The sequence below is a fragment of the Tunturiibacter gelidiferens genome, from assembly GCF_014201335.1.
Taxonomy (GTDB): domain Bacteria; phylum Acidobacteriota; class Terriglobia; order Terriglobales; family Acidobacteriaceae; genus Edaphobacter; species Edaphobacter lichenicola_E.
Window position 1 is genome coordinate 439508 of sequence record NZ_JACHEB010000002.1, and the last position, 12469, is coordinate 451976.

Below are 12469 nucleotides of genomic sequence, written 5' to 3' on the forward strand. Positions count from 1 at the left end.
ATGGCCCTAAAGATGCATATGCATCAGGAACAGTGTCGCGACGACCGATTGACCCCCGCTGTGGGATTGTTCCGACCAAGACCCAGGAGAGCAGAAAAAGATGAAAAGGTTTCTTTCGATATTGATGATCCTATTCGCCGCCGTGACGTTGAGCTACGGCCAGGCCACCTCGCAAAATGGTGGATCGATCCAAGGCTCTATTACGGACCCCTCGGGCGCCACGGTGCCCGGCGCCACAGTTACGATCCTCGATGTCGGTACTGCCTCCGAAAAGACAGTTACAACCGATAAAGCCGGCTATTACAGCGTCGGTCCGCTCACGCCTGGATCATATACGGTGACTGTCTCAGGATCCGGCTTCGAAAAGCTCACCGTGACGACCGTCGTCCGTACCGGTACTGCCACTCCCGGAAGCTTCAAGCTCACCCTTGGCTCCTCGGCTGAAACAGTCGAAGTCAACGCCGGCGAACTTCAGGTCAATACCGAACAGATCGGCGTCTCCGGCGTTATCACCCGCGAGCAGATCGACTCTCTGCCGGTCAACGGCCGCAACATTCTTGATGCCGCTCAGCTTCAGCCAGGCGTTGTTCTCCAGTCCGGCCAATCGTTTGATCCCACCAAGGCAGGCTATTCGGCCATCTCGGTCAGCGGCGTCGGCGGACGTACAACACGCATTCTGCTTGACGGTCAGGACATCACCGACGAGACCGTCGGAACCACAATCTACAACGTCCCGTCGGGCGCAGTTCAGGAGTTTCAACTCAATCGCTCCACACAGGACGTCTCCGGTTCGGTAACCTCGACCGGCCAGGTACTCGTTTCGACCCAGTCCGGTACCAACAAGATTCACGGCAATGCTTTCTACAACTTCCAGGATGCCCGAGCGGGCGCCGCGGACATAGCAGGAGCTACGGCTCCCTTCCAGCGCAACCAGTTCGGCGGCTACGTTGGCGGTCCTATCATTAAGGACAAGCTCTTCTTCTTTGGCGGATACGAGCGCATCCTCCAGCACGAACTGGACGCCGCGTTGGGTGCAGCGCCCGTCTTCCAACCGATCTTGACACAGTACCCTTTTGTCCCTGCGCCGTTCACGGATAACTTCAGCGAAGCGCGTCTCGACTACAACGGCCCGAAGGGTATTCATTTCTTTGCCCGCGGCGTCTATAGTGTCAACTCCGACTTTGCTACCTTCGGCTTGGCCCCTTACCAGGTTTATGAAAACAGGGACAACGTTCCGGGAGTCGTCGGCGGAGCCGACTTTACCACCGGCCACTTCACCCACTCCTTCCGCGGCGGCTGGGAGAAGTTCCACAACCTCCTCGAGGACGGAACTGCTGCGCTCGGCAACTCCATCTATAACCCCTCCGGTCCAGCATTGGGCGGCAACGTCACGCTCTACGGTAGCTTGTTCGCAGGTCCCAACTACCTCGCCCCTCAGGGAACCTTCCAGACCGACAAGCAGTTCCGCTATGACGGTACCTGGACCAAGGGCGCCCACACCTTCAAGTTCGGCTTCGACATGAACCGCCTGGCCAGCGGCGGTTTCGCAGAGTTCTATGGTGAGTCTTTGTTCACCAGGTTGAACGCTGTACCTGGCAATCTCGTCGCTGGGGGGAATGCAGCAGACCCTCTCGCCTACATTGCAAACTACTACCGCCTCGGGAATGGCAATGGTCTCTTCTCGGAGCGACCTGGTTTTGGTCTCCCCGGCGGTCTCTCTCCCAGCTGGCGTTTTGGAGCGTATATCGGCGACACTTGGAAGGCGAGTCCGTCCCTCACATTGACCGGCGGTCTACGCTGGAGTGTGGATACGGACCGTGCCAACCAGGACCTCGCAACTCCTCTTTGCTCAAGCGTAGATCCCTCGCTGCAGTTCCCTGGATGCACCGGCAACACCCCTCTGTTTGATCAGTACCAGCAGGGCCTGGGCGTCAGAACGCATCAGCCTTACGCCAACTTCGGGCCCCAGTTCGGATTCAATTTCAGCCCTGGGGATCACAAAACCTCTCTCCGTGGCGGAATCGGTATCTTCTACGAGAGCAGCGTCTTCAACAACACCGGCAACGCACGTACAGAGTCGGTTCAATCTGACTTTCCGGCCTTCAACTACGGTCAAGCGACCAAAGGTACTAACTCCGTCGCCCTTCCAGGCTTCGGCGTTGTCACCGCTGCGCCAGATGGAACCCCTCTCTCTACCATTCTGAATGAGTCCATTCGTCAGGCTGCGCCCGAGATGAACGCCATCAAGGCTGAGTATCAAGCTAAGGTCAAAAACGTTGCAGGTACCAACCCGTCCTACATTGGAAGCGGAAACGGACTATTTGCGAACAGTATCTATGGGGGTCCATATAAGAGCCCATACTCCATTCAGTTCAACGGCGGAATCCAGCGTGAGGTCGCAAAAGGCATCGTAGTAAGTGTGGACTATGTTCATAACGCGACCCTTAAGATCCCGATCTCGCAGGACGTCAACCACAGCGGCGCGGCACGTACCCTCAACGTCTCCGCAGCGCAAAACGCTATCGCCGCCACGACCGCAGCCTTTGGTTGCTCCGGAGGCGCTTCGCAGGCGGCTATTAACTGCGCACTCGCACAAACAAACAATAGTGTTCACCCTGGAACTGGCGCTAACATTACCGACTTCGCCGGAGCTGGTCTCGATTCAGACTCTAACTATCTCGGCGGAACATCAGCTTCCTACAACGGTCTAACCGTAGCCACAGGAGCAGCGTTCCCGGGCACCAATCCGAATGTGGGTACGGGCTTGTTCATCCTCCCCATTGGACGCTCGGGCTACGACGCGCTACAGGCCGTAGTTCAGCAGCAGAAGTCACACCCTGCTCCCGGTATCGTGAGCAGCAACATTCAAATCTCGTATAACCTCTCGCGTATCGTCACCTCCAACGGATCAACTGCTCCCGACGACCAGTTCTTCGCCGGTGGCCAGTCCTTCAACAACGATGATCCCAACCGCTACATTGGCCGTAGCCCTCTGGATCACTCCAACGAGTTGAGCTTCGGCGGTAGCCTCGCTGTCAAGTACGGTCTGAACCTCGCGATGATCGGCCACTTCTTCTCTGCACCCGCCGTTTCTCTGACTCTCGACCAAACGGCTGGAGCGACAGGACAGCTCTTCCAGACAGATGTTGACGGTGATGGAACCATCGGCGATCTCGTACCAGGTACTATTCCCGGAGCCTACGAGCATCAGATCAAGGGTGCAGGTCTCAACCGGCTTATCAACAACTACAACGCAACCAGTGCAGGTTCGTTTACCCCTGCCGGTCAGGCTGTCATTGCAGCTGGACTCTTCACCCCAGGGCAGCTGAGAGCAGCGCAAGGCGTGCAGCAGGCTATCGCTGTCGGTCCGGACAAACCATGGAACAATCCTGCACTTCGCACGTTTGATCTTAGCGCCAACTATCCGATCCGCCTTGGCCGCTTCCATGAGGGTCTGAGCCTCGTTCCTGGCGTTGCGATATACAACGTATTCAACATGAGCAACTTTGGATCCATCGAGGGTATCCCGGGTAACGGGACCGCTCAATTGATCAACCAGGCCAATAGCGGACCCAACTTCAACTCTGTCCCGAATGGTTACCTCAACGGCCCTGCCGATGAAACAACCGCCAACGCGGCTCGCACCACGCGTAACTCCGGCACCTTCGACCAGGGCGGACCTCGTACCACCGAGTTCCAGCTCAAGCTCAACTTCTAACCTGAAACAGTCCTAACTCAAAGGTGGGGACTTCGGTCTCCACCTTTTTTCTTGCACTCTGTATCTCTGCCTCTTCGGGTTCTCTCTCCTAAAACGGCCCGGCACACGCTTGGAAGGAAACCTCCGAAGCTGCGCCGGGCTCGCCGGAATGCCGATTCCCGAAGCAACGGCGACGCGATCCCCATCGACGGCGAGCGATCGGTTGGGAAGCTACGCAAAAAATATTTGGAATTGATGGCGTGTTTTTAGGCAGCGTCGGAGTGACTGTCTTTTTTCCACGTTCACCACGCATTTCACCACGTTTACACCAGCAAAAAACCATCGCTACGAAGGCAGTTTTCGAAAATACCCCTGAAAACACCCACAAAAAGGCGAAACCCCGGCTTGACCGGGGCTTCGATTTTTTTTCCGCAAGGCAATTTCTTACTCGGCTTTACCTAGAGTTTTGTCTTTATAGGCCTTCTGCAGAACAAAAAATGCCTGTTTCTTGACCCCCTGATCGGAGACAAGACCTTTGCGGTTGAAGTTGTCCTGCAGCCCCGGATTGACGCGGCGGGCAGAACGGAAGTCCATCAAGAGCCAGGGACTTGTGCCGCGTAGTTGAGGGATCTTATTCAGCATCGCAATCTGATGACGATAGATCTCTGCCTGATACTCCTCAGTCCAAAGCGCGGGATGAATATCGCCGGAAGGCGCGTGGTTACCGGCTTTTGCATCGCCTCCCCACTCGCTCATGATCAGGGGCTTGTCGTAACGAATGTCCCATGTGGTGGTATCGGCCCCCTCCGCATGTTGCTCATACCATCCGATGTACTCGTTGACGCCGATAACATCAAGCGCTTTGCCCAGCGGGTCGTCGACGATCTTGTTCGAGCCAGCCGCGGTCTTTTCCGTCCGGACAAGAAGTGCGGCGGTGACAAGACGAGTCGGGTCAAGCTGATGTGCGAGATCAACCATCGCCGTGAGGTATTTGGTACGAGCCTCAGTGTTTGGCGTCTCATTCGCAACCGACCACAAAATAATAGAAGCCTTGTCGCGATCACGGCGAATCATCTCCGCGAGTTGCTGTTTAGATTTCGCGAGAACAGCGGGGTTATCGAACCGCAGGGCCCAGTAGTCTGGGATCTCTGCCCAGACCATTAGGCCGAGGCGATCGGCGGCGCGGGTCATACGTTCATCATGAGGATAATGCGCGAGGCGGACGTAGTTGCAGCCTAGTTCTTTCGCCCAGCCCAGAAGAGTCTCGACGTCCTTTTCGGAATAGGCCCGGCCGGTGCGATAGGGCGCCTCGGCGTGAATGGAGATTCCGCGAAGAAAAACAGGCCGGCCATTCAGCAGGATCTGAGTGCCGCGAGTTTCGATGGTGCGGAAGCCGATATTATCTTCGATCCTATCCGGGCCCGAAGAGATTTCAACCGTATAGAGCTTGGGATTGTCGGGCGACCATAGGCTGACGGACTTCGCAGGGATGCTGACGGCCGCACGCGAGTTCGCGTCGATAGTGGATTCGACTTTGGCTTGAAGTTCAGGAATCGTCACGGTGACCGGAGTGCCCGGAGACGCGCCTTCGACGTGGACATAGCCTTCGATAATTGAGTGGTCGTTCTTGCTCAGATGGAGATCGTAGTCATCGATGAACTGAGTGGGGACGGTGACGAGTGAGACATCGCGAGTGAGGCCGCCATAGTTCCACCAGTCGGTCTGGAGCGTGGGGACTCCGTCCGCAATGCGAGTGCTGTCGACCGAGAGGACGACAAAGTTGTTGCCGTCGTGGAGAGCGGCGGTGATATCACAGTCAAAGGGGGTAAAGCCGCCCTCGTGCTCACAGATTTTTTTTGTGTTTACCCAGACAACGGTGCGATAGTTGGCGGCGCCGACGTGTAGGAAGGTACGAGTGTTCGGAGCGGCAGTGTGCTGAAAGTCTTTCTCGTACCAGATGGGGCCTTCGTAATAGAGAAGTTCGGGGCGTTGCGTGTTCCAATCGCCAGGAACGCGAAGTGTGGGGGCGTTAGCGAAGTTGTAGTCCTGCGGATTGCCATTCGGGTCAAAGGGTGCGTTCATGAAAAAGCCATCTTTGCGCAGTTGCTGATGCAGGTTGTAGAGGCCCGTCGAATACTGGTCGACGATAGTGTGCCATTCGCCGTTGAGCGATGTGGCAGGGCGGTGGTCGATATCGACCAGCAGCGTAGTCCCTGTGGTCTGGGCATACATGGGCACTGCGAGAAGCACTGAGAAGACAAGTGTGCAGATTGCGGATTGCATGAAGTGTTCTCCGGTCGTGGTGCGCGGTTGGTGCGAGCGCTATGAAGGCCATAATACTTCGGTCTCTGAACATTGCTTGGTCATGTGCGAACCAGCTACGAGGCAATTGCCAAATGCGAGTGCTCTTTCATTGATGTGCGAACGGAAATGTTGCTAGGCCGAAACGGGGGTATCGACCTCGGCCCACGGAAGAAAGAGGGAGAAGATGGTGCCGTGGTGGATGGGGTGTTCGCTGCTGCGGTACGTGAGCTTGCCTTGGTGCCGAGTAACGATGCCGGCAGAGATCCACAGGCCAAGTCCCGTGCCGTTGAGGTCTTTGGTTGTATAAAAGGGCTCGAAGAGACGGGCCTTCACGGTAGGAGACATGCCGTGGCCGGTGTCGACGATGGTTATACGAATTCCATGGCGAGGCTCCTGGTAATCGGTTGAGTAATCGGTGGCGTCGTGGGCGCGAACGATCAGGCGGCCGCCGCCAGGACGCATTGCATCGATCGCGTTGGCGATGAGATTGTTGAGCACCTGGCGAATGTCGTTTTCGAAGCAAAGGATGGTCGTGCTGGTGGCATATCTCGCGTCGACCTGGATATGCGAGTTGGCGAGCCGACCCTGATAAAGATTGAGGACGGCATCGACGAGATCGGCTGCGCTGACGTGGGTGGCGCGGACAGCCTGGCGATGGAAACGCAGGGTCTGTGTGGCAATCTGGCAGACGCGGGAGAGCTCACTCTGTGCAGTCTGGAGGTACTGCCGGGTCGACTCGGGAAGGTCCTCAGACAGGGCGATAAGGTAGAGGAGGTTGGTGATGGCCTCGAGCGGGTTATTAATCTCATGCGAGATGGAGCTGGCGAGCCTGCCGACGGCCGCAAGCTTTTCGCTTTGGATGAGAGCAGCTTCAGCTTTCCTCTGATGCGTGACCTCGAGGACGACCGCAGCGATGGCCTCGACCGAGCCGTCCGCAGCAAAGACCGGTGAGTAGCTGACGTTGAAGGTGCGTTGTTCGCCGGGACGACCAGGCAGGTCGCCGTGCAGGAGATTGCTGCGAACCGGCCGGCCTGAAGCGGCCGTCTGGAGAAGTTCCTTGAGACCCGGAAGTTTGACGATATCGGTAATCACCTGGCCGAGAATCTTCTCCCTGGGAAGTCCGATGATCTCGACCTGACGATCATTGACGCGGAGATAGCGAAGTGTGGCGGCGTCGAAGAGAGCGAGGCCCACAGGAGCAGTCTGATAGATCGACTCAAGTTCGGCGCGCTGGCGTTCCGTCTCCTCCTGTCGCTTCTGGAGGGTTTCAGCGAACGTCTTGCGATCGTCGATGTCGATAGCAACGCCGAGCCAGTGGAGAATCTTTCCCGAGTCATCGCGGACGGCCTGCGCGCGGAGCCACCACCAACGAGAGAGGCCATCCTTGGCGCGAATAAGACGGGCTTCGAGATCGTACTCCGTTCCTGTGGCGACCGAGTGCGTCCAGGCCTCCAAGGCTTGCTGCCGGTCTTCGTGGTGGAAAGCCGTTAGCCAGTTGAGGCCATTGAGAGTTTCGATGGTGAGTCCGGTGTAATCGAGAAATCCCTGGTTAGCATAGGTAATGCTGCCGTCTGGCGCGCCCATCCAGATGGCTTGCGGGTTGAGGTCGGCAAGGACGCGGTAACGCGCTTCGCTGGTTACAAGGGCTTCTTCATTCTTTTTCCGTTCGGTAATGTCGATCGTGAGGCCCCGAAGACTGGCAGGCTTGCCGCCGACGGAGATGATCTGGCCACGATTCTCAATCCACAGAAAGCGACCATCCGCGGCCTGTACCTGACACTCCACAACAATCATGTGCCCCGTTTCAACGGCGGCTTGCACGGCAGCAGCGATTGTGGGGAGATATTCAGGAAGAAGAATGTTTCTAAAGGCGCGGGAGTCGGGGATGTCGGCCAAAGGATGGCCGAATACGGGATAAGAGCCTGCCCCGTAGATGGCTTTGCCGGTCGCGTAGTCCACGTCCCAGGTAGCGGCACGAGCGGTCTGCTGCACCGAAGCGAGAAGATCCTGCTGTCGCTTGAGAACCTGATCCGATTGACGGCGGGCGGTGATGTCGCGGAAAAAGAGGACGATGCCATCGTCGTAAGGACGGCATTGAATCGAGAGCCAGAGATTGAACGGCTCGGGGTAGAAGGCCTCGAACTCGCCCGTGATACCTTCGTCCATCGCTCGATGGTAGTGATAGCGGAACTCGCTGTGGCGTTGAGCAGCCGCAGGAAACTCCTCCCAGAGATTCTTTCCGAGTAGCTCGCCCACGGGGCTGAGCAGTTCCCGGGCACGGCGATTGAGATAGGTGAAGTTCCAATCATGGTTGAGGCTTACGACCGCGTCAGTAGTGATCTCGAGAACCTGGCGGAGCTGACGAGCGGCTGCGGCGCGAAGCAGCTCCGCGCCTTTGCGATCGGTGATATCGCTTGAGAAGATGATGATGCCGTCTTCGAAGGGACGAGCGGAGACTCGAAACCAGATATCTAGCGGTTCGGGATAGTAGGCCTCGAACTCGGTGGCGATTCGCCGCTCCATGGTGGTGCGATAGTGAGATCGAAAGGGCTCCCTCTGGTTGGAGGGGAACCGCTCCCAGAGATTCTCGCCGATAAGATTATCGGTTTTGAGAACGCTGAGTGCCGCGCGATTCGCGAAGGTGCAGATCCAGTTGCGATTGATGCAGACGATCGAGTCCGGAGAGGCATCGAAGATCAGTTGCAGCTGTTGAACGGCAGAGTCGCGAAGAGACTCGGCGCGCTTGCGGTCGGTGACGTCGCGATAATAGAGCGCCACGCCCTCTTCGGTCGGCAGGATATGCACATCGATCCAGACATCGAAGGGCGCGTAAAAGTGCTCGATATGCTGCGGCTCGCGCATCTGCATGGCAGAGCGATAGGCGCGTTCAAGAGCTGTGCCGACCGTCTCAGGAAAGAGCTGCCAGTGGGTTTTGGTGTGGATATCGGATGGCTTGATGCGGCTGATCCGAACCGCTTCCGCATTGGCATACGTGATGACCCAGTTACGGTCGAAGCAGAGGACGGCCTCTGGCAGCAGCGAGACCAGGCGCGCGAGGTTGTCGTTCTCGGCATCGCTCTCACGCCGGAACTGAGCGCGGCGGTTGAGAGTGACAGGCGCTTTGGTGACGATCGAGTCAGACATAGCGGCAAAGGTACCGACGAAGCTTCATCTTACAGAGGAATCGTTGATTGACACAGATGCTTCTGCTTGCAATGGAAGACGCGCTTCGAGTTGGTCGATCCGTGACTTCAGGGTTTCGAGGGCAGCCGACAGATTCGTAATTTCAGTCTCCAGTTGAGCTAGGCGCTGGCTTGAGCTCGCGGGCGCCTCGGCTCGCTCGACGGGGTAAGCGGCGAGGTCGGGCGAGGCCCCAAGAAGATGGGCGTAGCGGGCCTCCCGTGAGCCGGGCTGGCGAGGGAGGATCGTTACGAGCGGTCCGGTGGCCTCGGGCGTCCCCTCACTCATTGACGGGCGAGCGGAAAGGCGTTCCAGAGTGGACTGGACGGCGGTAAGGTCATCAAAAGTATAGAGGCGGTCGGCCCGGCTCCGGAGTTCTCCCGGAGTCTGGGGCCCGCGCAGCATCAGGAGGCAGATCACTGCGGTCTCGTCTCGCCGGAGGTTGAGGACCGTGCGGACGCGATGCTCGTACTTGGGAACCCGGGCGTCGCGGACCGGGTTGGTGAAGGCGAGGTCTTCGAGTGTGTGAAGCGCCTGCCGCACCTCTTCTTCGCTGAGTTCGAGGACAGGGTCGCGGCTGGACCGCTGATTGCACGCGTTGACCAAGGCGTTGAGCGAGAGGGGATAGTTCTCGGGCGTTGTGATTTCTTTTTCGATGAGCGAGCCGAGGACGCGAAGCTGAATGGGGTCGAGCTGCATGTCTATTAGGGTGCCATACCCAGGGTTGGCTTGGCTCGGCTGATAATAAAGAACTATGACAGTCGATCGGTTACCGTTTTTCGATGAAGGCCAGGTGAGAGCAGTGCTCTCTTATGACGATCTGATTCCCGTGATCCGTCAGGCACTGATGGATTTTTCTGCCGGGCGAGCGGTGCAGCCGCTGCGAACCGTGATGTCCCTGGCCGCTCACACAGGTTGGTTTGCGGTAATGCCAGCCGTATATAGGGGCGTAATGGGCGCGAAGATGGTCACGTTTTACCCCGGGAACGCCGATAAAGGTATGCATACGCATCAGGCAGTGATTCAGCTGTTTCGTGCGGATACGGGCGAACCGGTGGCCATCATGGACGGCCGGCTGATCACTGAGATGAGGACGGCGGCGGTATCGGCCGTAGCTGTTGACCTGTTAGCGCCGGTCGATGCGAAAGTGCTGGGGATTCTAGGCAGCGGAGTTCAAGCCCGCTCTCACGTTCAGGCACTCTCGCGAGTTCGGAAGTTTGAGGAGATCCGGGTTTGGAGCCGCATGGATGGCAACGCGAGAAGGTTCGCTGAGGAGGTTGGAGCACAAGTGACGACGGCGGAAGAGGCAGTGTCCGGAGCGGACGTAGTGCTGACACTGACAAGTTCGCCGGAGCCGGTTCTGTTTGGACGGTGGCTGAAGAAGGACGCGATGGTTTGCGCAATAGGAGCCGTGACGCCGAATCGCAGGGAACTCGATGACGAGGCCATGCGCGGAGCGGTAGTGGTGGAATCCCGAGAAGCAGCTCTGCGTGAGCCCGGGGATATCCTGCTGGCAAAGGCCGAGGTGAGTGCTGAGATCGGAGAGTTATTGCAGGGAAAGCAGTTGGATAGAAGAGATCGACCAGTGGTGTTCAAATCGGTCGGGATCGCGATCGAAGATATAGCATCGGCGAAACTGGTTTACGACCGGATCTCTGGAGGCGATAGCGGTAAGTATTGATGCAGATTCGTTTACGTAGCGACACAAGGCAAAGAACGGATCGGAGGACAGGTTCGTAAGTATGACACTAAAGTTACAGAAACGATATCGGCGCATTTGGATGGGTTCTATAAACTAGAAGAAGGAAATGACAAATTGCGAAGCGCATTTGTTGGTGCGCATTCGAACACTGGAAGCTCGGAGAGTCTGAATGCAGAGATCGCACGCTAAGGGCGTTGCAGCGGTTGTCGCCATCATGACGGTTCTATTTGGGATGAGTGGGTCGTCCTGGGCCCGGAGCGTGCGGACACGTGTCCACGCCGGCTTGCATAGTTCCATGCGAACCCCGTCGCGGACGAAGACGCATCCGGTGGCGATTACTGGCGAAGAAGTTGTGGCTGGAGTAATGCCGGACGAACTCTCCTCAGGAACGGCCTCAGGTGAGCTGCCCGACGACGGAAAGCCTTATCAGCTGCGGATGACGAATCTGCACACCGGCGAGAGTCTGGATGTGGTCTATAGGATCGGCGATACCTATGTGCCCGAGGCGCTGGAGAAGCTGGATTACTTTTTGCGCGATCACTACACGCAGGACGTGGTTCACTACGAGCCGAAAGAGTTTGATGTACTGCACGCTATGATGTCGCGGCTGGGGCGGGTAAATGGCATCATCCAGGTGGTCTGCGGGTATAGGACTCCCGAAACCAATGAGGCGCTGCGGCATGCGTCTGTGAAGACCGGAGTCGCCGAACATAGTCAGCACATGGAAGGTCATGCGATCGATCTTCGCGTCCCGGGAGTTTCGACGGTGCAGGTGCGGAATACGGCCCTCTCGCTCCGCGCAGGCGGGGTAGGATACTATCCTGTCTCGCAGTTCGTCCACGTGGATGTAGGGCCCGTGCGTGAATGGGCATTCGGCGTCACACCTCGCAAGCCAGCCCGGCGGGTTCATAGTGCTCACTCAGGAACCGTTACCGGCGAATAAAGTGCAAGGTTGAATATGCAAGGGCTCCGGAGCCCTTTTGTTTGTGCGCGGTGGGTTGGCTATACTTCGCCGCATGGAGTCTCTGCGGCGACAACTCAGAGGGCCAAAGTGGGGTCTGCACCTTGCCCGAAAGATCGCTGAGAAGATCGGCACGGACAAGTTCGCAGTTCGGGCATTGGTGAGAGAACTGTTCGACGGCGAGATCGAGGTGCGGAAGCGCGCGGCGGACGTAGCTAGGCGCATTACAGAAGCCGATGGCAGCCTGCTGGAGCCCTACGCCGACGAGTTTGCCGGATTGCTGGAGACTCTGCCGGTGGAGGAGTCGCGGACGCGGTGGCATCTGGGATTGGTGGTGCCGCGGGTAGCGTGCACGTGTGCGCAGCGATTGCGGGCGGCTTGGACGATGTCATTGCTGGCCGAGGATGAGAGCAACGTGGTGCGGTGCTCGGCCGTGGAGGGGATGGGGCTACTGGCGTTGCAAGAGCCTTCGTTGCGGGATGAGGCGGAGGAGATGGTGGAGAGGTATCTGCGCGAGGGGACGGTGGCAATGAAGAGCAGAGCGCGGGGGGTGCAACGGAGTTGGACGAGAGCGGAGCAGAAGAAGAGATGATGTCGCAGAGATGATCGTGGCGTTACTCAATTT

Annotated in this window: 7 protein-coding genes; 4 read left to right on the forward strand and 3 right to left on the reverse strand. The window is 57.8% G+C overall.

Annotation, left to right across the window (positions count from 1 at the left end; genetic code table 11):
• Positions 1 to 100: 100 nt before the first annotated feature.
• Entirely contained in the window at positions 101 to 3718 is a 3618-nt protein-coding gene (locus tag HDF14_RS05580) for a TonB-dependent receptor (protein WP_183974349.1), read from the forward strand.
• Between the two features lie 423 nt (positions 3719 to 4141).
• Here the strand turns inward: HDF14_RS05580 and HDF14_RS05585 are convergent, their stop codons facing one another.
• The 3 genes from HDF14_RS05585 to HDF14_RS05595 all read right to left on the reverse strand — a co-directional run bounded on the left by HDF14_RS05585 (position 4142) and on the right by HDF14_RS05595 (position 9880).
• Positions 4142 to 5980 (reverse strand): glycoside hydrolase family 2 protein, encoded by a 1839-nt coding sequence (locus HDF14_RS05585; protein WP_183974351.1) that lies wholly within the window; start codon positions 5978 to 5980, stop codon positions 4142 to 4144.
• A gap of 153 nt (positions 5981 to 6133) precedes the next feature.
• Positions 6134 to 9145, reverse strand: coding sequence for a PAS domain-containing protein (locus tag HDF14_RS05590; RefSeq protein ID WP_183974360.1), 3012 nt, complete (start codon positions 9143 to 9145; stop codon positions 6134 to 6136).
• Between the two features lie 24 nt (positions 9146 to 9169).
• Entirely contained in the window at positions 9170 to 9880 is a 711-nt protein-coding gene (locus HDF14_RS05595; RefSeq protein WP_221304560.1) for a YceH family protein, read from the reverse strand.
• Between the two features lie 55 nt (positions 9881 to 9935).
• Here HDF14_RS05595 and HDF14_RS05600 point away from each other — a divergent pair, with 55 nt between their 5' ends.
• From HDF14_RS05600 to HDF14_RS05610, 3 genes are all read left to right on the forward strand, one after another.
• Entirely contained in the window at positions 9936 to 10862 is a 927-nt protein-coding gene (locus HDF14_RS05600; protein ID WP_183974362.1) for an ornithine cyclodeaminase family protein, read from the forward strand.
• 190 nt (positions 10863 to 11052) lie between these two features.
• A complete protein-coding gene (locus tag HDF14_RS05605; RefSeq protein WP_260698041.1) occupies positions 11053 to 11826 on the forward strand; it encodes a YcbK family protein in 774 nt (257 codons plus the stop codon).
• Positions 11827 to 11869: 43 nt separating this feature from the next.
• The gene (locus HDF14_RS05610) at positions 11870 to 12436 is read left to right on the forward strand and encodes a hypothetical protein (protein WP_183974363.1); all 567 of its coding nucleotides are present in this window, start codon (positions 11870 to 11872) and stop codon (positions 12434 to 12436) included.
• Positions 12437 to 12469 lie beyond the last annotated feature (33 nt).

What these genes read in the sequence shown, in the direction of transcription:
- HDF14_RS05580 (WP_183974349.1), top strand. Translation starts at nt 101, where the DNA reads ATGAAAAGGTTTCTTTCGATATTGATGATCCTATTCGCCGCCGTGACG.
- HDF14_RS05585 (WP_183974351.1), bottom strand. Translation starts at nt 5,980, where the DNA reads ATGCAATCCGCAATCTGCACACTTGTCTTCTCAGTGCTTCTCGCAGTG.
- HDF14_RS05590 (WP_183974360.1), bottom strand. Translation starts at nt 9,145, where the DNA reads ATGTCTGACTCGATCGTCACCAAAGCGCCTGTCACTCTCAACCGCCGC.
- HDF14_RS05595 (WP_221304560.1), bottom strand. Translation starts at nt 9,880, where the DNA reads ATGCAGCTCGACCCCATTCAGCTTCGCGTCCTCGGCTCGCTCATCGAA.
- HDF14_RS05600 (WP_183974362.1), top strand. Translation starts at nt 9,936, where the DNA reads ATGACAGTCGATCGGTTACCGTTTTTCGATGAAGGCCAGGTGAGAGCA.
- HDF14_RS05605 (WP_260698041.1), top strand. Translation starts at nt 11,053, where the DNA reads ATGCAGAGATCGCACGCTAAGGGCGTTGCAGCGGTTGTCGCCATCATG.